Annotated in this window: 20 protein-coding genes; 11 read left to right on the top strand and 9 right to left on the bottom strand. The window is 69.6% G+C overall.

Features of this window, described 5'->3' with window-relative positions; translation table 11 throughout:
- The first annotated feature begins 10 nt into the window (after positions 1 to 10).
- Positions 11 to 1,066, top strand: a complete 1,056-nt coding sequence (locus tag G531_RS0101865; RefSeq protein WP_026925951.1) for a PD-(D/E)XK motif protein — start codon at positions 11 to 13, stop codon at positions 1,064 to 1,066.
- Between the two features lie 332 nt (positions 1,067 to 1,398).
- On the opposite strand, the gene amaB is transcribed toward G531_RS0101865, so the two are convergent.
- The 3 genes from amaB to G531_RS0101850 are packed head-to-tail and all read right to left on the bottom strand — an operon-like array spanning position 1,399 to position 5,097.
- Positions 1,399 to 2,928, bottom strand: a complete 1,530-nt coding sequence (amaB, locus tag G531_RS0101860) for an L-piperidine-6-carboxylate dehydrogenase (RefSeq protein ID WP_026925950.1) — start codon at positions 2,926 to 2,928, stop codon at positions 1,399 to 1,401.
- Positions 2,925 to 4,262, bottom strand: a complete 1,338-nt coding sequence (gene lat, locus G531_RS0101855; RefSeq protein ID WP_035756826.1) for an L-lysine 6-transaminase — start codon at positions 4,260 to 4,262, stop codon at positions 2,925 to 2,927. Before lat ends, amaB begins: the two co-directional genes overlap by 4 nt.
- 52 nt (positions 4,263 to 4,314) lie before the next feature.
- A complete protein-coding gene (locus G531_RS0101850) occupies positions 4,315 to 5,097 on the bottom strand; it encodes a dioxygenase family protein (RefSeq protein WP_026925948.1) in 783 nt (260 codons plus the stop codon).
- A gap of 163 nt (positions 5,098 to 5,260) precedes the next feature.
- Here G531_RS0101850 and G531_RS0101845 point away from each other — a divergent pair, with 163 nt between their 5' ends.
- The 8 genes from G531_RS0101845 to G531_RS19750 all read left to right on the top strand — a co-directional run bounded on the left by G531_RS0101845 (position 5,261) and on the right by G531_RS19750 (position 14,056).
- Positions 5,261 to 5,833 (top strand): YqgE/AlgH family protein, encoded by a 573-nt coding sequence (locus G531_RS0101845; protein WP_051214907.1) that lies wholly within the window; start codon positions 5,261 to 5,263, stop codon positions 5,831 to 5,833.
- 43 nt (positions 5,834 to 5,876) lie between these two features.
- Positions 5,877 to 6,647 carry a hypothetical protein gene (locus G531_RS19760; protein WP_026925946.1) on the top strand — a complete coding sequence of 257 codons (771 nt, stop codon included), beginning with the start codon at positions 5,877 to 5,879 and terminating at the stop codon, positions 6,645 to 6,647.
- Between the two features lie 47 nt (positions 6,648 to 6,694).
- The gene (locus tag G531_RS25560; RefSeq protein WP_026925945.1) at positions 6,695 to 7,906 is read left to right on the top strand and encodes a WXG100 family type VII secretion target; all 1,212 of its coding nucleotides are present in this window, start codon (positions 6,695 to 6,697) and stop codon (positions 7,904 to 7,906) included.
- 24 nt (positions 7,907 to 7,930) lie between these two features.
- Positions 7,931 to 9,085 (top strand): hypothetical protein, encoded by a 1,155-nt coding sequence (locus tag G531_RS0101830; RefSeq protein ID WP_026925944.1) that lies wholly within the window; start codon positions 7,931 to 7,933, stop codon positions 9,083 to 9,085.
- Between the two features lie 141 nt (positions 9,086 to 9,226).
- On the top strand, positions 9,227 to 9,862 hold the full coding sequence (gene mtrA, locus G531_RS0101825) for an MtrAB system response regulator MtrA (RefSeq protein WP_051214936.1): 636 nt from the start codon (positions 9,227 to 9,229) through the stop codon (positions 9,860 to 9,862).
- Positions 9,855 to 11,474, top strand: coding sequence for an MtrAB system histidine kinase MtrB (gene mtrB, locus G531_RS19755; RefSeq protein WP_081683735.1), 1,620 nt, complete (start codon positions 9,855 to 9,857; stop codon positions 11,472 to 11,474). Before mtrA ends, mtrB begins: the two co-directional genes overlap by 8 nt.
- Positions 11,471 to 13,213, top strand: a complete 1,743-nt coding sequence (locus G531_RS0101815; RefSeq protein WP_026925942.1) for an LpqB family beta-propeller domain-containing protein — start codon at positions 11,471 to 11,473, stop codon at positions 13,211 to 13,213. Before mtrB ends, G531_RS0101815 begins: the two co-directional genes overlap by 4 nt.
- Before the next feature lie 96 nt (positions 13,214 to 13,309).
- Positions 13,310 to 14,056, top strand: a complete 747-nt coding sequence (locus G531_RS19750; protein ID WP_081683734.1) for a ComF family protein — start codon at positions 13,310 to 13,312, stop codon at positions 14,054 to 14,056.
- Positions 14,057 to 14,727: 671 nt separating this feature from the next.
- Here G531_RS19750 and G531_RS0101805 read toward each other — a convergent pair.
- Genes G531_RS0101805 through G531_RS19740 form a run of 4 tightly spaced genes read right to left on the bottom strand, consistent with a single transcriptional unit; the run spans position 14,728 to position 18,741 of the window.
- The gene (locus G531_RS0101805) at positions 14,728 to 15,195 is read right to left on the bottom strand and encodes an OsmC family protein (RefSeq protein WP_145978561.1); all 468 of its coding nucleotides are present in this window, start codon (positions 15,193 to 15,195) and stop codon (positions 14,728 to 14,730) included.
- Positions 15,196 to 15,255: 60 nt separating this feature from the next.
- A complete protein-coding gene (locus G531_RS19745; RefSeq protein ID WP_051214906.1) occupies positions 15,256 to 16,998 on the bottom strand; it encodes a [protein-PII] uridylyltransferase family protein in 1,743 nt (580 codons plus the stop codon).
- Positions 16,999 to 17,010: 12 nt separating this feature from the next.
- A complete protein-coding gene (locus G531_RS0101795) occupies positions 17,011 to 17,349 on the bottom strand; it encodes a P-II family nitrogen regulator (protein WP_026925940.1) in 339 nt (112 codons plus the stop codon).
- Between the two features lie 3 nt (positions 17,350 to 17,352).
- Positions 17,353 to 18,741: an ammonium transporter gene (locus G531_RS19740; RefSeq protein ID WP_051214905.1), complete on the bottom strand. Its 1,389-nt coding sequence runs from the start codon at positions 18,739 to 18,741 to the stop codon at positions 17,353 to 17,355.
- A gap of 350 nt (positions 18,742 to 19,091) precedes the next feature.
- Here G531_RS19740 and hpf point away from each other — a divergent pair, with 350 nt between their 5' ends.
- Complete coding sequence (gene hpf, locus G531_RS0101785; RefSeq protein WP_026925939.1) at positions 19,092 to 19,721, top strand: ribosome hibernation-promoting factor, HPF/YfiA family; 630 nt, start codon at positions 19,092 to 19,094, stop codon at positions 19,719 to 19,721.
- 129 nt (positions 19,722 to 19,850) lie between these two features.
- Here hpf and gndA read toward each other — a convergent pair whose 3' ends face one another.
- On the bottom strand, positions 19,851 to 21,311 hold the full coding sequence (gene gndA / locus G531_RS0101780) for an NADP-dependent phosphogluconate dehydrogenase (RefSeq protein ID WP_373277277.1): 1,461 nt from the start codon (positions 21,309 to 21,311) through the stop codon (positions 19,851 to 19,853).
- A 100-nt stretch (positions 21,312 to 21,411) separates the two neighbouring features.
- Here gndA and G531_RS0101775 point away from each other — a divergent pair, with 100 nt between their 5' ends.
- Positions 21,412 to 22,401, top strand: a complete 990-nt coding sequence (locus G531_RS0101775) for a LacI family DNA-binding transcriptional regulator (protein WP_026925937.1) — start codon at positions 21,412 to 21,414, stop codon at positions 22,399 to 22,401.
- A 115-nt stretch (positions 22,402 to 22,516) separates the two neighbouring features.
- Here G531_RS0101775 and G531_RS0101770 read toward each other — a convergent pair whose 3' ends face one another.
- Complete coding sequence (locus G531_RS0101770) at positions 22,517 to 23,800, bottom strand: lactate racemase domain-containing protein (protein ID WP_026925936.1); 1,284 nt, start codon at positions 23,798 to 23,800, stop codon at positions 22,517 to 22,519.
- Positions 23,801 to 23,846: the final 46 nt, after the last annotated feature.

Below are 23,846 nucleotides of genomic sequence, written 5' to 3'. Positions count from 1 at the left end.
AGGCGAACAAGTGCCGAGTTACGAGGACATCCTCAAAGACATCGCTATAGTTCCCAGTTCAGTTGCAGGCGGGGTCCGCGACATCAAGTGGACGACACTCGCCGAGGTGGTCGGCGTCGCCCGAGACCATGCTGGTCGCCTTGAAGTATTTCTCGCCGGTGTGGAGTTGGAAGCTGCCTCCGCCACGGTCCGTGAGTCGCTGGAGTATCACACGTGGCACCGCAAGGCCGGTGGCCCGCTCCTGGCGAACCGCTTGTTGATGCCAGCCCTGGGGCACTTCGACCCGGTCGCCGCATTCATCTGCACTGAACTGCTGCGCAACGGCGCTGACCAGGACCTTGAGGAGGCGTTCCGCGTTACCGAACCGATCGTAGAACTCGCTATCGAGCGACTCATCCTCTCCGAGTCGGCGTTGGTGGGGCTCGCGGGAGAACTCCTGCTGCTCAATTCCCTGTGTAGCCAGGCAGATACCAGTCAGGTCGGGCCGGTCGTCCAGTGTTGGGATGGCTGGCGCCGCTCAGCACGCGACTTCCACTGGGACGGGACTGGCGTCGAACTGAAGACCACCATGCGCTCTACGTCGAGCCACATGGTCCAGGGCGTCCACCAGATCGAGCCCTCAGAGGGCGAAAACGGCACCTTGACCGAGGATCGCCTCCTACTGGTCAGCGTCGGGCTCCAGCGCGCTGATGCCGGGGTGAACACAATCTCGATCCCGACCTTGGTGCAGCGAATCGTTGACAGGCTCGACGCCACGGGCAATGTTAGCCAGGTCCCAGAGTTCCTCACTCGCGTGGGGCGCTACGGGTCCGAGTCCGGGTTCGGCTACGACCACGCCTCAATGCGGCACGACGCCCCGTTCACGTTCAACTTGACGGTTGCGTTCTTCAGGGGGTACGACATGACCGATCCTGCGATCGAGGTGCTCCGACGCGACGACGTCGCCACCCACCACCATGTCGAGACGCAGTCGGTCACGTTCCGGATCAGCCTGCCCGCGAACATCAGCGCCACCAACCCGATCTCAGGAGCGAACCAGGTCGCTCGCTCCATTCTGGGAAGCTGACGTGGTCGGGGCGGTGGTCGAGGTGAGACTGCCTCCCCCCACTTTCAGGATGGTGCCATGGCCGCGATCGTCACCTCGATCAACGCTCTTCGGCGGCCGATCGCCACGATTCACGGCGTCGACCGGACGGGACGCCCAGTTCGCAGCCCACACGGCACCCCTACTACGTGCTGAACCGGCCTGGCGCTACCGACGGCCGTCCGCTGTACGGGCTGGCTCTCACGGGAGAAGTGTCAGTCACCCGGCGCCACGGGTCGAACTGGATGGGAGTGTTCCTAGCCCGCTGCTAGGCAAGGCCTTTACGTTTTCTGCGCGCCTCAGGTTTTGGGCCCTCACCCGGAGAAGTGCACCCCCTGGGCCAACTGCACCGCACCGGAGTGGTTGATGGTCGCCGTCGAGCGCCGCAGGTACGCCCGCCAGGCGTCCGAGCCGGCCTCCCGACCCCCGCCGGTGTCCTTCTCACCACCGAAGGCGCCGCCGATCTCCGCCCCGGAGGTCGCCACATTGACATTCGCGATCCCGGTATCGGCGCCGTCGGGGCCGAGGAAGCGTTCTGCCTCGGCCAGATCGCGGGTGAAAATCCCGGCCGACAGGCCCTGAGTGACCCCATTGTGCAGCGCCAGCGCCTGCTCGAAGTCGCGATAGCTGAGGACATAGAGGATCGGGGCGAACGTCTCCTCGAGCACGATCCCGGTCTGCTCGGGGACCCGGACCAGCGCGGGGCGTACCCACACCCCGGGCATCCCGGTCTCGATCCGGTCGCCGCCGCAGAGCACCTGCCCACCCTGCGCCCGGGCTGCGCTCAGCGCCGCCTGCATGGCGGTGTGCGCCCGCTCGTGGATCAGTGGGCCCAGCAGGGTTGCCCGGTCGAACGGGTCGCCGGCCGGCAGCCGGTCGAACGCCGCGGACACCCGGGCCACCACCTCCTCGACGATCGATTCGTGCACGATCAGCCGGCGCAGCGACGTGCACCGCTGGCCTGCGGTTCCGGCGGCGGCGAAGACGATCGCGTCGATCGCCTGCCCCAGATCGGCCGACGGGGTGAGGACCACCGCATTGTTCCCGCCGAGTTCCAGCAGCGAGCGGCCCAGCCGGGCGGCGACCCGGGGGCCGACGCGCCGGCCCATCCGGGTGGACCCGGTCGCGCTGATCAGCGGCACCATCGGCGAGTCGACCAGTTGCTCGCCGACCTCGGGGCCGCCGAGCAGGACCCGATGCACCCCGGCCGGCGCCCCGGTCTCGACCACGGCCCGCTCCAGCAGGGCAGTACAGCCCAGCGCGCACAGCGGCGTCAGCTCCGAGGGCTTCCACACCACGGCGTCCCCGCACACCAGCGCGATCGCGGTGTTCCAGGACCACACCGCCACCGGGAAGTTGAACGCCGAGATCACCCCCACCACCCCGAGCGGGTGCCACACCTCCTGCAGCCGGTGCCCCACCCGCTCCGAGGGCATGGTGCGGCCGAACAACTGCCGAGAGAGCCCAACGGCGAGATCGCAGACGTCGCTCATCTCCTGCACCTCCCCGAGCGCCTCGGAGGTGATCTTGCCGACCTCGATGGTGATCAGGTCGGCCAGGTGCTGCTTGTGTTCGGCGATCAGTTCGCCCAGACGTTTCACCAGCCGGCCGCGAACCGGGGCCGGCGTCATCCGCCACTGTCGGAAGGCCTCCTGCGCCTGCGCGATCTCCGCCTCCACCTGTTCGCGAGGGTGCCCGCGTACGCCGAACAGCGCGGCGCCGGTCAGCGGTGACCGGGCGTCCAGCGTGCCGGCACCGGGCGGGGTGAACCGATCCGGGGACACCCCCAGGGCCGCCAGCGCGCCCCGGGCCCGGGCAATCAGATCGGCCTGCGTCTTCATCATTGCCTCGCTTCCAGCCAGCTCAGCGCCCGGTCCAGGGCGTCCACCGCGGCGGCGATGTCGTCGCTGCCGACCGTCAGCGGCGGGCGCAGCCGCAGCGTGCGCCGCCCACACCCCAGCACGATGACACGCTCGGACTCGTACAGCCGCCGGATCAGGGCGTCCCGGGTGGCGCCGTCGGGCAGGGACACCGCGGCCAGCAGCCCGCGTCCGCGCGGATTGTCCACCAGCCGGTGCCGCTCCCGCAGTCGCCGCAGCCCGGTGAGCAGTTCCGCGCCACGGGCGGCGGCGTTGGCGAACAGGTCCTCGGCCTCGATCACTTCGAGGATGCGGCGGGCCCGGACCATGTCGGTGAGGTTGCCGCCCCAGGTGGAGTTGATCCGGGAGCCGACCCGAAAGACGTTGTCGGCGACCTCGTCCACCCGCCCGCCGGCCATCACCCCGCACACCTGTAGCTTCTTGCCGAAGGCCACCACGTCCGGCGTCACGCCCAGTTGCTGGTACGCCCAGGGCGTACCGGTGCTGCCGCCGCCGGTCTGCACCTCGTCCAGCACGAACAGAGCATCGTGGGCGTGACACAGGTCCCGCATCGCGGAGAGGAACCGGGGCCGGAAATGATGGTCGCCACCCTCGCCCTGGATCGGTTCCATCAGGAAGCAGGCGATGTCGTGCGGGTGGGCCGCGAACGCCGCCCGGGCCCGGTCGAGCGTGTCGCGTTCCAGCGCCGCGACGTCGCGGCCCTCGGCCAGATAGGGGGCGGGGATCCGGGGCCAGTCGAACTTCGGGAAGCGCGCCACCTTGATCGGGTCGGTGTTGGTCAGCGACAGGGTGTACCCGGAGCGCCCGTGGAAGGCATCGGTCAGGTGCAGCACCCGGGTCCCCAGGTCGGGGGGGATGCCGTGCGCCTGGTTCCAGCGGGATTTCCAGTCGAAGGCCACCTTGAGCGCGTTCTCCACCGCCAGGGCACCGCCCTCGATGAAGAAGTAGTGGGGGAGCGCGGGGTCACCCACCACCCGTTCGAAGGTCGCCACGAACCGGGCGTACGCCACGGTGGCGACATCGGGATTGCTCGGCTTGGTGCGGGCGGCGGCCAGCAGGTCGGCGGTGAACTCCGGCTCGGACAGGCCCGGATGATTCATCCCCAGGGCGTTCGAGGCGTAGAAGGTGAACATGTCCAGGTACCGGGTGCCGGTGACCTGGTCCACCAGGCAGGTGCCGCGGGACCGCTCGAGATCCAGCACCAGGGGGAGCCCATCGACGAGCACGTGCTCCCGCAGGGTGTCCAGCACCCGACCGGGCGGCACCGGCTGGTCGACCTCGGAATCGACGTCCGCCATCTGCTGAGTCTACCCCGAGCCCGCCCGGCGGTCCGCGGGCCCGGGGCCGGGCTCAGGCGAACTGCCAGGACCGCTTGCTCAGGCCGACCCAGAAGCCGTCGATCACCGAGGTGTTCGCCAGGGAGTCCTTCCCGGCGGCCGCACCCAGGGCCACGTACAGCGGGGCCCAGTGCTCGGTCCGCGGGTGGGCCAGCTTCGCCGCGGGCGCCACGGTGTCGAAGTTGAGCAGGGCATCGAGATCCTGGGCGGCCATCGCCTCCGCGGCCCACTGGTCGAACTCGGCCGACCAGGTCGGCGCCGGCGCGGTGAAGTCCCACATCGGGGCCATCCGCAGGTTGTGCGTGGTGAACCCCGATCCGATGATCAGCGTGCCCTCATCGCGCAGCGCACTCAGCTTCTTGCCGAGCTCGAACAGCGTCCGGGGATCCAGCGTCGGCATCGACAGTTGCAGTACCGGCACGTCGGCGTCGGGGTACATCTCCACCAGCGGGACGTACGCCCCGTGGTCCAGCCCGCGCTCCTCGTCCCGGCGTACGCCGTGGCCCGCCTCGGCGACCAGCGCGTCGACGGAGGCAGCCAGCTCCGGAGCCAGGGGCGCGTCGTAGGTCACGGTGTAGTACTTGTCCGGGAAGCCCCAGAAGTCGTAGGTCAGCGGAACCTTGTGCTGGCTGGGGGAGACGGTCAGCGGGCGGGCCTCCCAGTGGGCCGAGATCATCAGAATGTTCGTCGGTTTCGGCAGCGTGGCCGACCAATCCGCCAGTTGCCGGGTCCACAGGGCATCGTCGGCCAACGGCGGGGCGCCGTGGCTGAGGAACAGCACAGGTTGGGTGGTCATCGAGAGTCCTCCATCAGTCACATGTTGACGGTTCAACAAAGAGGGTAAATGGTTGAATGTTCAAAGACAAGTGTTGTGGCGTCGGACGATGCTCCACAGGTGCAAGACTGGGCGGGTACGCCAAGCCTAGGCGGCTGACCCCCGCCGGCGGAAGGAGGACGGCGTGGAGCGGCAAACGGGACACCTGACCCCCGCTGCGGGCCGCCTGCTGGTGGCCGCCACCTCCATCGCCGACGGAATCTTCGACCGCAGCGTGGTCTGGCTCCTCGAACACGATCCGGCCGGGACCGCCGGGGTGATCCTGAACAAGTACGCCGAGTACACCCTGGTCGAGGTGCTGCCGGAGTGGGCGGATCTGGTCTCGCAGCCGAATCGGGTTTTCAACGGCGGCCCAGTGTCCACCGATGGGGCGATCTGTCTGGCCGGGACGACCGCCGCCGAGGCCCCGCCCGGCTGGAACCGCGTGGTCGGGCCGATCGGACTGCTGCACCTGGACACGCCGACCGGACTGGTCGAGGGCGCCTTCGACGACATCCGGATCTTCGCCGGGTATGCCGGCTGGGCGCCGGGGCAGTTGGAGTCCGAGATCGCCCGCGGGGACTGGTTCGTCGTCGACGGGGAATATGCCGATGTGTTCGGGGAGCATCCGCTCGACCTGTGGCGTCGGGTGCTGCACCGGCTGGCGCCGCCGGCTGCCCACTACGCGACCTGGACGCCGACGCCGGAACAGAACTGAACCGGAGCGCTGCAAAACTGCCGCCGTTGAGGGGAGCAGTGCGATGAGCGACTACTGGAGCGAACTCGCCGCCGAGGACCCCGGCGACGAGCCGTTCGGCCGGCCCGCCCGAATCGGGGCCGGCTCCGTCGAGTCGGACGACGGCGCCGGCGCGGGCGAGCCGGAGGTGTCCGCCGAGGGCGGCACCAGCGATCCGACCGGGACGGTCGTGGTCTGGACCGATGCCGACCTGCGGGTGGTCCGGGTCCGCGTCCGGGGGGCCTGGCGCGACGCCGCGTTGCCACCGATCGGGGCGCGGGTGGCGTACGCCTGTCGGCAGGCCACCGCGACGCTGGCCTTCGCCGCCGGTGCGGGCGGGTCGTTCGCGTCGCCCGGGGCCCCCACCGCCCGGCGCGATCTGGCCGACCTGCTGGCCCACCCGATCCGTCCCGAGACCGTGGCCGAGCTGGCCGAGCGGACCGGGGAGATCCGGGAGGCCGCGCAGGCACTGAACCGGCGTACCGATGTCGTCGCCACCCGGATCGAGCATGAGCCGGCTCGCGGCCAGAGCTCGAACCGGAAGGTTTCGGTTTCTCTGAACGCCCGGATGCGGCCCGCACAGGTCAGCATTGATCCGGAGTGGGCACGCGGCGTCCAGGCCCAACGGCTGGTCTCCTCGATCGAGGAGGCGCTGGCCCGGGCGTACGCCGGGTGGCAGCCGCCGCGGGTGATCCCGGGGGAACGCGACCAACTGGCCGCCGAACTCGGTGACCTGCATCGGCAGACACTCGCGGTGGTCCTCGGTCCACCGGGTGAGATCGCGACCGACAGGTAGGACCCGCCGACCGGCGGGCACCGCCCCAGGCAGGACAAGGAGCAGGCATGAGCCCCGACAGCCCCACCCCGGGCCCCGACACCTTCAACGCCACGCGCGCGGGATTCACCTCCATCAGCGACCGGTTCTACGACCTGGACGAGGACCTCGACATCTACGAGGCGATGATCGACCCGAACGGGGCCGCCGGCTCGAAGAACAACAAGGGCGGCGGCAGCCCGATGATGATGCCGCCGATGATGGGCGGCATGGGCAGTGGCAACGGCGGCGCCGGGGCGGCCTCCGCCGGTGGGCTGGGGGCCGGTCGGGTGGCGCCCGGCGCGATCAACGGATCGGGTGTCGGGGCCGTGGGCACCGCCGGCGGTGGTCCCGGGACCGCACTGGGCACCAGCCCCAGCGGGGCCGGCCTCGGGAGCGGGCCGGGTGCCGCCGGAGCCGGACCGGGCAGCGGATTCGGGAACGGTCTGCGACCAGGCTCGGTCGGAGGGCCGGGCACCTCGGCCGCCGGAGTGGGCGACGGTCCCGGCTCCGGGCTCGGCCCGGGTGGCGCCGGACTCGAGGGCCTGTCCGGTTCGGGGTACGCCGGCCGGGGGCCGTCCGGACCGAACGGCGGCCGACCGGACTGGTCGGCCAGCTCCGCCAGCGGCCCCGGTGCGCCGAACCTCCCCGGTTCGAACCCGGGCCTGCACGGCGCTGACCCGTACGCGAGCGGGTCGAATCCGAACCTGAACGGCTCGAATCCGAACCTCAACGGCTCGAACCCGAACCTCAACGGCTCGAACCCGAACCTGAACGGGACGAACCCGAACCTCAACGGGACGGATCCGAACCTCAACGGCTCGAATCCGAACCTGAACGGCAGCGGACCGGCGCTGCCGTCGCCCGGCGGCGCACCCTCGATGCCTACCGGCACCGGGCCCGGGGGCATGCCCGGTGGGACCGGCCAGATCGACGCCAAAGTCAGCGTGGGGGCGCTGCGGGAGGATGCCCGCCGCTGGGACGAGTTGGCCGACGCGTACCGGCAGGCCGGCAGCGACCTGGCGGGGCTGAGGCTGACCCGGACCCAGTTCGGTAAGGCCGCCGGCATCCACGACGGCTACAGCAACCTCCAGACCCGGATCAGCACCTGGGTCGGCCAGGGGGAGACCGAGTTCCGCAGCATCGCCGACCGACTGCGCAAGACCGCCGCCAAGTACGCCGACACCGAATCCGACAACACCGCGATGGCCACGGGAACCGGCCCCGGCATTCAGGCCTGAGACGGCCGGAAGGAGAACCGCACGATGGCGCGCGACCTGCACACCCAGCTCACCACCGCGATCGGCAACGTCACCACCGCGTTGCAGAATGCCTACAACCTCGACCTGTCCGACTTCACCAACTCGAGCTGGAAGAAGGATCAGGAGGGATTCTGGGACGGGGTGTCCGACCAGATCAGTGGTGACTTCGGGCACACCGTCGAGGTGCCGGTGGTGATCGCCGACGAGCCCTGGTTCGCGATGATGGGCGGTGTCGACACCGACCAGCATGTGGCGGGCTACCAGGCGTACCTGGAGAACCTCAAGGTGCTGATGTACGCCAAGTGGGAGACCAATCCGGCCGCCGCGATCCAGATCGGCACCCAGTCGCTGGACGGTGGCGGGTTCGGCGACGGCGTCCGCGACCTCTTCCTCGGCAGCTACGGCACCGCCGATGTGGGCCGGGACCAACTGACGATCTCCGGGCCGGGGCTGAAGACCTGGGCGAGCACGGAGTACCTCGACGACGATCGCGCCCGGGCCCCGCAGACCCTTGGCGACGCCGCCGAGGACTGGGGCACGATCAACTCCGTCGAACTCCAGCCGCTGCACGATCATGTCAGCCAGATGCAGGTCCCCACGCTGTGGTCGGGGCCGGGGGCCGAGGCGTACAGCAAGGGGATCCAGCCCCAGGGGGAGGCGATCGGGCAGATCGTCACGCTGGTGGGCCAGGTGAACAGCATCCTGGCCACCGGCGGGAACGGGCTGGAGTCGCTGTATCTGGCGGTGATCCAGACCTTCGACAAGATCGAGCTGGACATCCAGAACTGCGCCGCCGGCCGGGAGGACATCGGTCCCCGGATGCGGACCGCGCTGACCTCGGTGAAGTACGCCCTGCGCTATCTGCAGCAGGACCTGTCCCAGAGCGTGGCCGAGTGGGGTGGCACCATCGAGGACGCCCAGGGGCAGGCCACCGACGCACTGGAGCAGGACACGCCGTTCCGCAGTCACGGCGGCGCCTGGCCCACGATCGCCGACATCTCCGACATGGAGCCCAGCGCCGCGATGCCGGGCGGGATGAACCCGACCCTGACCGCGCCGCAGAACCCCGCCACCACGACCCCGCCCGCGGCCACCCCGCCGCCCACGGCCCCCGGTACGACCTACTCCGCCCCGTCGATCGGCACGATCAAGGATTGACCCGCCCCGAGACCCGCGGCACCACGGTGCGACCCGGGATCCGGGTTAGACTGCGCGAAGTTCGTCCGGAGAGGTGTGAGGGTGTCCGAAGGCAAGCAACCGCGGGTCCTGGTTGTCGATGACGATTCAAGTTTGGCCGAGATGCTGCAGTTGGTGTTGCAGCAGGAGGGCTACGCGACCGACTGGTGCGGTCACGGGGATGAAGCCGTCGATGCCTTCCACCGGACCCGGCCGGATCTGGTCCTGCTGGACCTGATGCTCCCGGGCAAGGACGGCGTCCAGATCTGTCGGGAGATCCGGGCCGAGTCCGGCGTACCGATCGTCATGCTCACCGCGAAGTCGGACACCAGTGACGTGGTGGCCGGGCTGGAGGCCGGCGCCGACGACTACGTGGCCAAGCCGTTCAAGCCGAAGGAACTCGTCGCCCGGATCCGTACCCGGCTGCGCCGGCTGCCGGTCGAGGAGGATCAGGATGTGCTGCGGATCGGGGACCTGGAGATCTCGGTCTCCGGGCATTCGGTACGCCGCGGCAGCCAGCAGATCTCGCTCACTCCGCTCGAGTTCGATCTGCTGCTGGCCCTGGCCAAGCAGCCGAAGCAGGTCTTCAGCCGGGAGAAGCTGCTGCAGGAGGTCTGGGGCTACCGGCATGCGGCCGACACCCGGCTGGTCAATGTCCATGTGCAGCGCCTGCGGTCCAAGATCGAGGAGGACCCGGAGCATCCGCGGATCGTGGTGACCGTCCGCGGCATCGGCTACAAGGCCGGGGATATTGCCTAGGACGCTCAAGGATCTGGTCACCGCCCCGCTGCGGTTGTGGCGTCGTTCGCTGACCCTGCGGGTGGTCGGCAGCACCGTGCTGGGCTCGGCGCTGGTGATGCTGCTCAGCGGGGTGTTCCTGCTGCAACAGGCCAGCACCGGAATTCTCGACGGGAAACGACAGTCCGCCCTGGCCGAGGCCTCGGTCGCGCTCGATCTGGCCCAGCGCCGGCTGCACGCCGCCGACACGACCTCCAGTACCAACGATCTGCTCACCCAGCTGACCTTCGAGGTGGCCAACCGGGGCAATCTGGGCGGCTACCAGGTGATCATCCAGGGCCAGGTCGCCGATATCCGCTCCGGTGGAATCCTGCCGGAGTCGGTGCCGAGTTCCCTGCGGGATCGGGTCAGCCGGGCCACCGGCACGACGCTGTACATCACGCCGACCGAGATCCGCTACAGCGACGGGCGCGAGCCCGAGGCGGGCCTGGCGATCGGGGCGAGCCTGGCGGCGGCCGGATCGGCCCGGTATCCGATGTACCTGCTGTTCCCGTTGACGCAGGAGCAGGCGACGCTGGAAGTGATGAACCGGGCGACCCTGATCACCGGGCTGTTCCTGATCGTGCTGCTGGGCCTGATCTCCGCGATCGTCTCCCGACAGATCGTGGTTCCGATCAAACGGGCCAAACAACAGGCGGAGGCGATCGCCTCGGGCGAGTGGGACAACCGGATGCCGGTCCGCGGGGAGGACGATCTGGCCAGCCTGGTCGAGTCGATGAACAACATGGGTGCGGAGTTGGGCAATCAGATCACCCAGTTGGAGGAACTCTCCCGGGTGCAGCACCGGTTCGTCTCCGACGTGTCCCACGAGTTGCGTACGCCGCTGACCACGGTCCGGATGGCGTCGGAGATGCTCTACGACTCCCGGGAGGAGTTCGGGCCCACCGAGCGCCGGTCGGCGGAGTTGATGCACGACGAACTGGAACGGTTCGAGGCCCTGCTCAACGACCTGCTGGAGATCTCCCGCTTCGATGCCGGGGCGGCCCAGTTGTCGTTGGAACCGGCCGATCTGCGGACCGTGGTGCGCCGGGAGATGGCGGCCCAGGGACCGTTCGCCGAGCGCAACGGCGTCGAGTTGCGGCTGCACGGCGAGGATGACTGCACCGCGGAGATGGACGTACGCCGGGTCACCCGGATCATCCGCAATCTGTTGTCGAACGCGATCGAGCACGGCGAGGGAAAGCCCATCGACGTGATCCTGGCCGCCGACGAGAAGGCGGTGGCCGTGGCGGTCCGCGACCACGGCGTCGGCTTCGAGGCCGCCCAGGTCAAGCAGGTCTTTCTGCGCTTCTGGCGCGCCGATCCGGCCCGCAACCGGACCGTGGGCGGCACCGGCCTGGGCCTGTCCATCGCGATGGAGGATGCCCGGCTGCACGGCGGCTGGCTCAATGCCTGGGGCCGGCCGAACCAGGGGGCGCAGTTCCGGCTCACGCTGCCGCGCACGGCGGGGTCGGTGCTGGAGATGTCGCCGCTGCCGGTGGTCCCGCGGGACCTGACCGAGGAGGTGCCGTGCCCCAACGACGAGCAGCCCGGTGCCGCGGTGGCGCTGCCGGCGAACGGAGCCGAAGCATGAGGCCCGACCAGTCCCGCCGACGCGCCCGGGGGATCGGAGCCCTGCTGCTCGCCCTGGTGCTGGTGCTCAGCGGGTGTGCCACGATTCCGCGGACCGGGCCGGTGGAGGAGGTCGCGGTGCAGCCGGACAACACCGGCGTCTCGGTCGAGATCGCCCCGGATCCGCCCTCGCCGGGGGCATCCCCGCGCGAGGTGGTCGAGGGCTTCCTGCAGGCGATGGCGAACTACCAGTCCGGCTATCAGGTGGCCCGGCAGTATCTGATGCCCGAGGTGCGCGATTCCTGGCGTCCCGAGGACGGGGTGCAGGTGTACGCCGACGGGTACTCGGTGACCGCGACCCCGGAATCGGTGATGCTCAGCGCCCCCTCGGTGGGTCGGGTCGGCAGCGACCTGTCCTACCAGCAGACCGGTGACCAGATCCGGCACGACTTCCGGGTCACCACCGACGCGAACGGCGAATGGCGGATCTCCAATCCACCCAAGGGCCTGCTCATCTCGCAGTACCTGTTCAGCCAGTTCTACCAACAGGTCACCATCTACTTCTACGATCCCTCCTACACCACGCTGGTGCCCGATCCGATCTACCTGCCGCACGGCAATCAGGGCGCCACCACCCTGATCCAGGCGCTGCTGCGGGGCCCGAGTCAATGGCTGGGCCCGGGGGCGGTCTCGGCAATTCCGCCGCAGACCCGGCTCAGCGTGAACGCGGCCCCGGTCAGCGCCGATCAGGTCGTGGAGGTGTCCCTCAGTGAGCAGATCAGCGGCCTGGGGGAGGACCAACGCTCCCGGATGGCCGGCCAGATCATCTGGACGCTGTCCCAGGTGCCCGGCGTGAACGGGGTGCGGATCACCGTGAACGGGGCCCCGTACGCGGTGCGGGAACAGAATGCCCAGGGCGTCCTCCCGGTGCCGGGAATGCCCTGGTTGGACCCGATTCCCTGGCAGAAGTCGGATCAGACCTTCGGCCTGGTCGGCTCGGGTCTGGTGCGGCTGAACCGAACCGCCCGCGACACCGATCGGGTTCCGGTGAACGGCCCGCTGGGGACCCGGCAGGGGCTCACCGCCCTCGCGGTGAATCTGCAGGGGGACCAGATCGCGGTGGTGACCAACACCGACGACGTGCTGATCGGCGACCCCGACCAGCCGCCCACGCGGATCGTCCACGGTGCCCGGATGCTCCGCCCCCAGTTCGGACGCAGCACCGAGCAGGAGTTGTGGACGGTCTCCGATGACGGGATCCAACTGGTCCATCCGAACGGGGTCACTCCCGTGCAGGCGCAGTTGCCGGGCCGGATCACGGCCTTCCGGCTGTCCCCGGGCAGCGTCCGGATGGCGGTGGTGCTGGAGATCAATGGGCAGAGCGTGCTGGGCATGGTCCGGGTCAATCGCAGTGCCACCGTTCCGGTGCTGGAGGAGTTCCGGCCCCTGACTCTGAACGCCGCCGCCGGCGGCACGGTCCGGTTCGTCGACGTCGGCTGGCTGGATGCCAGCAACCTGATCGTCCTGGCGGCCATCGGCGACGGCCCGGTGAAGCCCTATCGGGTGAACCAATCGGGATCGGAATCGGCCGAGATCGGGCAACCGGACAACTGGCAGGCCGTCGCGGTGGCGAGTCAACCCGATCGGTTCGGCGGGCGGGCCTCGATCGTGGGCCGTACCGGGGCCTGGCGCTACGACGGGGACTATCGCTGGCAGGCGCTCGCGACCGACATCACCGCAGTGGGCTATCCCGGCGGCTGATCGGCACGTTGTCCACAGCTGGATCGGGTCGGAGCGCGGTCCACAGCCGGGTTCGCCACCCGGGTCGGGTCGGGCTCGGACGGCCATACTCCGGCCATGCCAGCCACCACAACTGCGCCAACCACGACAGCCACCGGTTCTGACCCGGGCGACCGCGCCCCCGGACTGATCGGTGCCGCGACCGATCTGCTGCTGGGCAGCCGCTGTGCCGGCTGTGCGGTGCCGCGCTGGGGTGTGTGTCCCGAGTGCCGCGCCGCCCTGTCCGGGCAACGGCCCCGGTCGGTGGTCCCCGATCCCAGCCCGTCCGGCTTTCCGCCGACCTTCGCCGCTGCCGACTATGCCGGGGTCTGCGCGCGGCTGGTCGCGGCGTACAAGGAGGAGCAGGTGCTGACCGCGCGTGGCCCGTTGGCTGCGGCGTTGAGCCGGGCGGTGGCGGCGTTGCTGACGGATCGGGCCGGGCCGGTTCTGCTGGTGCCGATGCCGTCGGCGCCGCAGGCGGTACGCCGGCGCGGGCTCGATGCCACCGGCGACCTGGCCCGCGGGTGTGCTCGGCTGCTGCGGCGCCAGGGGCGGCAGGTCGGGGTGCGCGCGGTCCTGCGCCAGCAGCGCCGGGTCGCCGATCAGGCCGGTCTGTCGGCACGGGAGCGGCAACGGAACCTGGCCGGAGCGCTGCGGGCGAGCGGGCGCTGGCCGGCCGGGGTGCCGGCGGTGATCGTCGACGACGTGACCACCACCGGGGCGAGTCTGGCCGAGGCGGCGCGGGCCCTGCGCGGGGTGGGGATCGAGGTGTGCGGCGCCGCGGTGGTAGCTGCGACCCGGCGTACCGGTGGCTCGCGGAGATGAGGGAGGGGAAGTGCGTCGGGGGAGCCGGGCCCATCCGCTACAGGAACCTGGGCCGGGGTGCAGCCTGCGACGGGAAACTGAGCCGGGGGCCTTTCCGCTACAGGAACCTGAGCCGGGGTGCGTCCCCGCGACGGCTCCGGTTGTCCCGCGAGTCGACCTGTTTCCCGCATCTGCTGCAACACCTGTCCGGAACCTGTTGTCGTCGCCAAGGGACTTCTCCCGTCGCAGGAAGGCGTTGCGGGATGATGCCGTCGCGGGAAGGGCCTGTTCGAACGGTGGCGTCGCGGGAAGGGCCTGGCCGAACGGTGCCGTCGCGGGAAGGGCCTGGTCGAACGGTGTCGTCGCGGGCGTACGCCGGGTCGGCCAACCTGTCCCGGTACCGGATCCGACGCCGGTTTGCGGGGGCGAGTGAGGGGTCGCGGTGCCTGTTCCCAGCCGCGGGCCCTGCAGGGACCGCGAACCGGATCCGGCCCCCGCAAACCGCATCCAGCCCCGCGAACAGGCGTCCCACGGGTACCGGATCCTGTCCCGCGAGCCCACGCTGCCCCGCGACTCGCACGCTGCCCCGTGACCCGCATCCCGCCCCGCGAGCCGCACGGGCTGCCCCGCGAACTGCCTGTCGCACGAGTCGCACGAGTCGCACGAGTCGCATGGGGCCCCGCGGGACCGGTTCACCCGGTGGCGACAGAGACCGTCGGCTGATGGGTGATCGGGAAGTTGACCGACGCCGCGATGAAACAGTTCTGCCCCGCCTCGGTGTGCAGGCGCAGCGCGGTATCCACCTGGTTGGCCGCGGCCACGACCACCTCCGGCCGCAGCACCGCCGAGATGAACCGGCCACCCTGGCCGACCTGCTCCAGGACCCCGACGGGAGAGTCCCGATACGCAGTGACCACCACCCCCGCACGGACCGCCGAGTACAGGTAGGAGAGCAGATGACACTGCGCCAGCGCGGCCAGCAGCAGTTCCTCCGGGTTCCACCGACTGGCATCGCCGCGAAAGGTGGGGTCGGCGGACCCGAGCAGATCCGGTTTACCGGCAGCCTGCACAAGCACATCGCGGTCGTAGGCACGATGGCCGGTGGTACCCGGGCCGCGGTTGCCCTGCCAGGTGACGCTGAGCTGATAGCGAAGCTCCATGGGCGTCATCCTTGCCCACCTCTGCTGCGGGGGCCCGACGACCCGCGGCGTACGGGTCGGCTACCCGGCTTCCTCCGCGTGATCCTCATCGCTGAGCCGGTGACCCGCGCCGTGCAATTGGGCCCGCGTCCGTTCGACCAACTCCCGCATCAGGGCGGCCCGGCCGGAGCTCCACGCCCGGGGGCCGGCAGCCCGGGCGTCGGCCTCGGTGAGCGCGGCGAGCAGGTCGAGATTCGACTCCCGGCGGCCCAGCCGCCGGGCCAACTCGTCGGTGGTCGCCGGGTCGGCGATGTCGCGCCCGGTGGCGAACTCCATCAGGGTCAGGTGTTCGCGCACGAGCAGCACGAGACGCTCGGTGTCCGCGTCGTCGAAACCCAGGTCGGGAGCGATGGTCGCGGTCAGCGCGGCGCCGATCGCGCTGTGTCCCCCGGCGGCCGGGTCGAGCTCGCTGCCGCGCCCCCGGGCCTTGCCGATGTCGTGCAGCAGGGCGGCGACCAGCAGCAGGTCCGGGCGGTCCACGGTGTCCAGCAGCCGATGGGTCTCCAGGACGGTCTGGATGCTGTGCCGATCGACGGTGTGCCGATGCAGCGCGTTGCGCTGGGGCCGGTCCCGGATGGCTTCCCACTGCGGGATCCAGCCGGTCACCACCCCGGTCAGGTCGAGGGCGTTCCAGACGACCTGGAGTCCGGTGCCGGCCAACATGTCCACGAACAGCGCCCGCGCCCGCGGCGTCCACGGCCGCTGCGGTGCGGGCAGTTCGCCGAGCTTGCGGGCGGTGGTCGGCGACAGCGGCAGATTCTGATCGGCCGCGGTCGCGGCGGCCCGCAGCGGGAGCAGGGGACCGGGTTCGGCACCCCGGCCGAGGACCAGTTCGCCGTCGTTGGCGTACAGCCCGGTGCGCAGCAGGCGCAGGTCGGGTCGGCGCGGACCGTTGCGGAAGCGGGCCCGTTGCGACTGTCGGGCGCGCCGCAGGGTGTCGTCCAGGGCGCTGGCGATGATCCGGGAGATGCGCGCCGTGCGGGCCAGCAGTTCATCGGCGTCGGCGACGTGGAAGCGTTCGGCGAGTCCGTCCTGGTCGGCCATGGTGAGCAGATTCCGCGGCCGATGGGATTCGATCTGCAGCCCGTCGCGCAGGTCCAGCAGCTGCTGGTAGGCCGCATCGACGGCCCCGTGCGGTCGGTCGGCGAGCCAGGAGGCGGTCAGGGTCCGCAGCACCGACATGTCGCGCAGGCCGCCCTTGGCCTCCTTCAGGTCGGGTTCGAGCAGTTGGGCCATGTCACCGAAGCGTTCATGGCGCTCGGCGACCGCTGCCTCGACCTCGGGCAGCCGGCGCCGGGTGTTGGCCCGCCAGTCCTCGGCGAGGACCTTGCCGGCCTGGGCGACCAGGGCCTCATCGCCGACGATCGCCGACAGGTCGAGCATGGCCCCGGCCACCGAGAGGTCGGCGTTGGCGACCTCCCGGCATTCGGCGACCGAGCGGACCGCGTGATCCAGGGCGACTCCGGAGTCCCAGATCGGGTACCACAGTTGTTCGGCGATGGCGTGCACCACGGCAGGGCGGAGCGACTTGTCGTGCAGTACCACCAGGTCCAGATCGGAGAGGGGACCGGGTTCCCGGCGGGCCAGCGACCCGGTGCAGGCCAGTGCCACGCCACGCTTGGGCACGTCGATGCTGCGCCAGTGCTCGGTGAGTCGGGCGAGGGTCTGCTGGGCAGCGGCCGCGCGAGCGGCCGGGCCGGCGGCCGGGTCGGTGAAGTCCCGGTCGCCGGCGGCGGCAAGTCGAACTGCAGGGGTGTCGAACATCGCAGGCAGACCTCACAGCGCCTCGGCGCCGGCCTCTCCGGTGCGGACCCGGATGACCTCGTCGACCGGGATCGACCAGACCTTCCCGTCCCCGATGCGCCCGGTGCGGGCCTGCTTCACGATCAGGTTCATCACCGCGGTCGCGTCGGTGTCCTCGATGAGGACCTCCAGACGTACCTTGGGGACGAAATCGACGGAGTACTCAGCGCCTCGGTAGACTTCGCTGTGGCCGCGCTGCCGGCCGTAGCCGGACGCCTCGGAGACCGTCATCCCGGTGATCCCGAAGGCCTCCAGGGCCTCCTTGACCTGATCGAGCTGGTGCGGCTTGATGATCGCGGTGATCAGCTTCATGGTTCAGACACCTTCCTTGGTGGGGGCGGTCGGGGTGATCGCGCCGGAATCGGGCGTGAAGGGGGTCAGCCCGGTCCGGCCGAGCCGACCACCGAACGGGTTCAGGTCGTACGCCGTCTCAGCGTGCTCGCGCTGGTCGATGCCCTCGGACTCGGCATCGGGGGTGATCCGCAGCCCGATCAGCAGGTCCAGCACCTTGGCGATGACAAAGCTCAGCACGAAGGAGTAGATCATCACCGAGAAGGCGCCCACGGCCTGGCGCCACAGCTGGTCGAAGCCGCCGCCGTAGAACAGCCCGTTGACCCCGGCGGGGGAGTTGCCATCGGCGAGCAGACCGATCAGCAGGGTGCCGACCAGACCACCGACCATGTGGACGCCGACGACGTCGAGGGCGTCGTCGTAGCCGAAGCGGTACTTCAGCGAGACCGCCAGGGCACAGACCGCGCCGACGATCAGGCCGAGGATCAACGCACCGATCGGGGAGACCGAGTTGGCGGCCGGGGTGATCCCGACCAGGCCGGCGACGATGCCCGAGGCGGCACCCAGCGAGGTGGCGTGGCCGTCGCGGACGCGTTCCACGATCGCCCAGCCGATCATCGCCGTAGCGGTGGCGGCCACGGTGTTGACGAAGGCGACCGCGGCGGTGTTGTTGGCCGACAGTGCGGAGCCGGCGTTGAAGCCGAACCAGCCGACGAACAGCAGCGCGGCCCCGGTCATCACCAGCGGCAGATTGTGCGGACGCATCGGCTCCTTGGCGAAGCCCTTGCGCTTGCCGAGGACCAGGATCAGGGCCAGCGCGGCGGCACCGGCATTGATGTGGATGGCGGTCCCACCGGCGAAGTCCAACGCCTTGAGTTGGTTGGCGATCCAGCCGCCGACGGTCGAGCCGTCCTCGGCGGAGAACGCGAAGACCCAGTGCGCGACGGGGAAGTAGACCACCAGCGACCACACCACCACGAACGCGATCCAGGCGGTGAACTTCATCCGGTCGGCGACCGCACCGGAGATCAGCGCCGCTGCGATGATCGCGAAGGCCGCCTGGAAGGCGACGAAGGCGAGGGTCGGAATCAGATGCCCTTCGGTCCCGGTGGTCTGGTCGGGACCCATCAGGCCGGACAGCCCGATCAGCTTGCCGCCGGACTCGAAGGCATTGCCGATGATCCCGGCGCCGCCGGCGGAGTTGCCGAAGGCCAGGCCGTAACCGATGACGACCCACAACGTGCCCACCACGGCCATCGTCATGAAGCTCATCATCATCATGTTGAGTACGCCTTTGGCGCGGGTCATGCCACCGTAGAACAGAGCCAGGGCGGGCACGGTCATCATCAGAACGAGTGCTGCACTGATCAGCACCCAGGCGGTATCGCCGGTATTGAGGTCAGTCGGAGTCATGGCCAGAACTCTCCCCGGCTTCGATTGCGGCCCGGTTGTTGCGCTGTTACGGCGGCGTTAGGGGATCGCCCGCAATATGTCGGGCAGGTTTCGTGCCTTGTCGCGCCGGGCGCCGATGGTGACGCGAATCGCGCCCCGACACTGCATGAATCGGTGGTAAACGTGCCCTGAACGGACTAGCGTTGTTGCATGGCGGCGACGAACACCACTTCGCACACCGACCGACCCCCAGGGTCCGGCCGGTTTCCACGAAGCAGTGTGGTCGGCGCCTTTTGCGTCCCCGGCCACACCGAACGTGCCCGGGGATCAGACCCACAGATCACCTGTGGGCAGCAACGAGGAGGTTGGTAATGGACGTCACGGTGACCGGTCGGCATCTCACCATCTCGGACGAGTTCCGCGACCACGTCGTGGATCGAATCACCAAGATCGAGAAGATCTCGGATCGGGTGATTCGCGTCGATGTGCAGGTTTCGGCCTACGGGAACAAGCGCGAACCCGACGAGTCGGCCCGGGTGGAGATCACCCTGCACAGCAAGGGCCCGGCGATTCGCGCGGAGGCCTCGGCCTCGGACAAGATGGTGGCCTTCGAGCACGCCCTCGAACGTCTGCGTTCCCAGTTGCGCAAGGTGGCCGATCGCAAGCGGGTGCACCGCGGGATGCACAATCCCCAGGCACTGCGTGAGGCGTTGGCTGCTCCGCCGACCACCGAGAAGGAATCCGAGGAGGCCGTTCCGACTGCCACGGTCGCCGGTATGGAAGTGACCGGTGATGGCCCCCTGGTGGTGCGGGAGAAGACCCACTCCGCACCGCCGCTGACCCTCGACCAGGCCCTCAACGCGATGGAACTGGTCGGTCATGACTTCTACCTGTTCGTCGACGCGAGCAGCGGCCGGCCCAGCGTGGTCTACCGCCGCAAGGCCTACAACTACGGCGTGATCCACCTGGATGTGGACGAGGCCGAGGTGCAGTCCGCCTGACCCGGACGCCCCACCCACAGCACTGCGGCCCGCCGAACGGCGGGCCGCAGTGCTGTTTCGATGTGAGGTGGCGGTTCCGACGCGAGCTGGCGATTCCGACGCCAGGTGGTTGCCTCGGGGACCGCCGGGTCAGGCGTCGGTGCGGGTCTCCGAGCGATCCCCGGACCACTCGATGTGATAGCTGCCCGCATCGTCGACCCGCCGGTAGGTGTGCGCCCCGAAGTAGTCCCGCAGCCCCTGCACCAGCGCGGCCGGCAGGCGCGGATCCCGCGCGGAGTCGTAGTACGCCAGCGCGGCGGAGAAGCCCGGCACCGGCACCCCGGCCGCGGTCGCCAGCCCGATCACCCGACGCCAGCCGGTCTGGGCACTGTCCAGATCGGCCGCCACCGAGGGCGCCTCCAACAGCGTGGCCAGGTTCTGCGCGGCATACTCGTTGGAGATGCGGTCCAACAGCTTGGCCCGAATGATGCACCCGGCCCGCCAGATCTTCACCACCGCGGAGATATCGATGTTCCAGTCGAACTCGTCGGATCCGGTGCGGATCTCATCGAGGCCCTGGGCGTACGCGACGACCTTGGCGGCCCACAGCGCATCCCGGACGTCACTGAGCAGCTGTTGCCGGTCCTCGACCGCGATGCTCCGGTCGGGACCCTGCAGCGCCGCCTGCCCGGCCTTGCGCAGCGCCTCGTGCCCGGAGGTGGAGCGAGCGAACACCGCTTCGGCAATGGTGTTCACCGGTACCCCGAGCTCGAGCGCGTTCTGCACCGTCCACCGGCCGGTGCCCTTCTGCTCGGCCTGGTCGACGATGATGTCGACCAGCGGCTGCCCGGTGCGCGGGTCGGTCTGATCCAGCACGATCGAGGTGATCTCGATCAGGAAGGAGTCCAGATCGCCGGTGTTCCACTGCCGGAACGCGTCGGAGATCTCCGCGGTGCTCAGCCCGGCCGCCTTGAGCACGTCGTACGCCTCGGCGATGAACTGCATGTCGGCGTACTCGATGCCGTTGTGCACCATCTTCACGAAGTGGCCGGCCCCGTCGGGACCGATATAGGTACAGCAGGGCTCGCCCTCGTAGTGGGCCGAGATCTTCTCCAGCATCGGGCCCAGCACCGGATAGAAGTCCTTCGGGCCGCCGGGCATGATGCTCGGTCCGTTCAGCGCCCCCTCCTCGCCGCCGGAGATCCCGGCGCCGACGAAGTGCAGCTTGTGCTCGGCCAACTCGTGCTCGCGCCGCCGGGTGTCGTGGAAGTCGGCGTTCCCGCCGTCGACGATGATGTCGCCCTCTTCCAACAGCGGGGTCAGCTGCTGGATCACCGCATCGGTGCCGGCGCCGGCCTTCACCATGATGATGATCCGGCGCGGCCGCTCCAGGCTGGCGACAAAATCCTCCAGCTTCTCCGAGGCCCGGAAGTCACCCTCGGAGCCGTGCTGATCGATCACCTCCTGCGTCCTGGCCCACGTGCGGTTGTAGAGCGCGACCCGAAAGCCCTTGGATGCGAAGTTGCGAGCCAGGTTCGAGCCCATCACGGCCATGCCGACGACGCCGACCTGTGCGAGATCTGCAGAGTTCATGGGGCCAGCGTCACCTATCCCGGCACCGGGCAGGACCGGTTGCCGAAACTTTCCGCACCCGCCACTCGGGTCCGCGAAGTTGCCGAAAGTTTCCATCGCTTCCGCTTATAGTCGACCTGTGCAGTCATCGGGCGGACCGACCATCTACGACGTGGCGAAGGCGGCAGAGGTTGCGCCCTCGACCGTCTCGCGAGCGCTGTCGAATCCGGGCCGGGTGAGCTTCGAAACTGCCGAGCGCATCCGCCGGGTGGCCGCCGAACTCGGCTACCGGTCCCGCCCGATGCAACGCGAACTCGACCGCCGCGACGGAATGCTCCTGCTGGTGGTTGCCGATATCACCAACCCGGCCTTCAACGGCCTGATCCGGGGCGCGCAGCAATCCGCCCAGGACGCCGGCTACGTGCTCAGCATCATGGACACCCAGGACTCCGGCCCCCAGGAGGAGCGCCTGCTGACCAAGATGACCGAGCGGGTCGACGGGATCGTGCTCGGCGGATCGCGGATGCCCGACAGTGCCATTCGACGCTTCGCCAAGCAGCGCCCGCTGATCGTGGTCAACCGGATCGTGAGTCAGGTGCGGTCGCTGGTCTCCGACGATGTTCGCGGGATGAAGCGCGCTGCGGAGCACCTGGGTCGCTTCGGCCATCGCGAGATCGCCTATCTGGGGGGCCCGGAAACCTCCTGGGCGGATTCGGTCCGCTGGCGCGGCCTGCTCGAGGCCGGGATGGAGTTGGACCTGCGGACCACCCGGATCGGTCCCTTCCCACCGACCCTGGCCGGCGGCGCCGAGGCCTTCGAACGCTGGCGGACCGCGCCGACCACGGCGGTGGTCGCCTACAACGACCTGATCGCCATGGGCTTCGTCGAATCGGCCCGCCGCCACGGGGTGGCGGTACCGGACTTCGTCTCGGTGATCGGTTTCGACAACACCCTGAACAGCCTGCAGATGGTGCCCGCACTGACCACGATCGCCGCCCCGGTGTTCAGCCTCGGGGTCGCCGCGATCAATCAGATCCTGGTGCACCGGGAGGGCAAGCGACAGGCCTCGGTGGTGCTGCCGACCCGGTTGGTCGTCCGCGAATCCACCGGCCCGGCCCGTCGCCCCTGACCGCCGGCCGTTCAGTCCCGGGGCCGCTGCGCCCGTTCAGTCCCGGGGCCGCTGCGCCCGTTCAGTCCCGGGGCCGCTGCGCGCCCGCTCAGTCCCGGGGCCGCTGCGCGCCCGCTCAATTCTGGGGCCGCTGCGCGGCAGGCCGGAACAACACCTCCCCGGCGTCATGGACCACGGTTACATTCGGCTTGCCGGCCTCCGCGGCCAGATCGATCGTGGCCGGATCGAGGTAGCCGACATTGATCTGATCGCAGATCTCCTTGGAGATCCCGGTGGCCAGGGTGACGTTGATCCGGTCCTCCTCGATCCCGGTCTGCGGATCGTAGGTGCCCAGCCCCCGCATATGGGTGGAGTGGGCGAGCACGCCCCAGGGCACCTCCTTGAACCGGTCCCACTGCTTCACGAAATAGTCCCGGCAGTGATAGCCGATGTCGTAGATCTCATGGTGCGCCTCGGAGACCTCGGTGATGTGCGGGGCGTAGATGATCACCTCGCCGCCGTCGCGTACCGCGGGCTCGGTCTTGTAGAAGCCCTTGGCCGCGGTCCAGATGTCGTGGTAACGCTCGGGGATCTCGGCGATCACCGTGTCGAACAGTTCATCGACGTACTCGACATGGGTCTGCGCGGTGACCTTGCCCTGTTCGGCCCAGGCGTCCTGCGGGTCCCCGAAGGACGCCGACTCCAGGTCGAGGGTGTGCGCCTTGACCACGAACGCGAGGCAGTAGTGCTCCCCGGGGATCATCGCCGCCCCCTCGTTGATCATCGCCCGCACCGGGGTGACCCCGGGGGCCCCGATGATCTCCGAGGCGGTGATCAGCGCGCCGACCCAGTGGGTGAGGTCGATCAGGTCCTCCTTGGCGCAGCCCGGAATGAAGTATTTGTTCCCCCCGGAGATGCCGACCACCTCGTGCGGCAGGATCGGGCCGATGATGATCTTCACATCGGCCTCGACGACATGCCGGTTGATCAACACGTCCGAGCCGACCGCCAGCCGGCCGCCGGACAGCTCGTTGATCCGCTCCGCGGCGATGTGACCGACGTTGACCAGCTTGTCCTCGTCGTGCCACTCATGGTTCAGGATCGTCATCCCCGGGTAGACCGCGGTCACGTCCGCCGCGGCGTCCCCGGTCGTCCACCGAGCGATCTCGTCAGGCTCCATGTACGCGTGCGTACCCAGCGCGATGATGCAGGTGAGGTTGGCCGCCCGGTCCACGGTGTTGCGATACACCTCGGTCAGCAGCTGCGGCAGCGGGCAACTACGGGTGTCGTCGGGGATGATCAGGCAGACGCTCTTGCCCTCCAGCTCCAACCGCGCCAGATTGTCCCGGACGAACCCGGCCAGTTCCTCGGGCTCGATGTGGTAGCCGGCCCCGCCGATCGACTGGCACTCCACCGTCATCGTGACTCCTCACCTTGGTGTTTTCCTCCATCTTCGGCCGCCCCGC

This window comes from Granulicoccus phenolivorans DSM 17626 = NBRC 107789 = JCM 15570, assembly GCF_000423085.1.
Taxonomy (GTDB): Bacteria; Actinomycetota; Actinomycetes; order Propionibacteriales; family Propionibacteriaceae; genus Granulicoccus; species Granulicoccus phenolivorans.
The sequence above is the reverse complement of the archived record's forward strand: the minus strand, read 5'-3'. Positions and strand labels throughout refer to the sequence as shown.

Bases quoted from the DNA above. Each gene is read 5' to 3' on its own strand.
- amaB (WP_026925950.1), bottom strand. From the start codon at position 2,928: ATGATGAAGACGCAGGCCGATCTGATTGCCCGGGCCCGGGGCGCGCTG.
- lat (WP_035756826.1), bottom strand. From the start codon at position 4,262: ATGGCGGACGTCGATTCCGAGGTCGACCAGCCGGTGCCGCCCGGTCGG.
- G531_RS0101850 (WP_026925948.1), bottom strand. From the start codon at position 5,097: ATGACCACCCAACCTGTGCTGTTCCTCAGCCACGGCGCCCCGCCGTTG.
- G531_RS19760 (WP_026925946.1), top strand. From the start codon at position 5,877: ATGAGCGACTACTGGAGCGAACTCGCCGCCGAGGACCCCGGCGACGAG.
- G531_RS25560 (WP_026925945.1), top strand. From the start codon at position 6,695: ATGAGCCCCGACAGCCCCACCCCGGGCCCCGACACCTTCAACGCCACG.
- G531_RS0101830 (WP_026925944.1), top strand. From the start codon at position 7,931: ATGGCGCGCGACCTGCACACCCAGCTCACCACCGCGATCGGCAACGTC.
- mtrA (WP_051214936.1), top strand. From the start codon at position 9,227: ATGCTGCAGTTGGTGTTGCAGCAGGAGGGCTACGCGACCGACTGGTGC.
- G531_RS0101815 (WP_026925942.1), top strand. From the start codon at position 11,471: ATGAGGCCCGACCAGTCCCGCCGACGCGCCCGGGGGATCGGAGCCCTG.
- G531_RS19750 (WP_081683734.1), top strand. From the start codon at position 13,310: ATGCCAGCCACCACAACTGCGCCAACCACGACAGCCACCGGTTCTGAC.
- G531_RS0101805 (WP_145978561.1), bottom strand. From the start codon at position 15,195: ATGGAGCTTCGCTATCAGCTCAGCGTCACCTGGCAGGGCAACCGCGGC.
- G531_RS19745 (WP_051214906.1), bottom strand. From the start codon at position 16,998: ATGTTCGACACCCCTGCAGTTCGACTTGCCGCCGCCGGCGACCGGGAC.
- G531_RS0101795 (WP_026925940.1), bottom strand. From the start codon at position 17,349: ATGAAGCTGATCACCGCGATCATCAAGCCGCACCAGCTCGATCAGGTC.
- G531_RS19740 (WP_051214905.1), bottom strand. From the start codon at position 18,741: ATGACTCCGACTGACCTCAATACCGGCGATACCGCCTGGGTGCTGATC.
- hpf (WP_026925939.1), top strand. From the start codon at position 19,092: ATGGACGTCACGGTGACCGGTCGGCATCTCACCATCTCGGACGAGTTC.
- G531_RS0101770 (WP_026925936.1), bottom strand. From the start codon at position 23,800: ATGACGGTGGAGTGCCAGTCGATCGGCGGGGCCGGCTACCACATCGAG.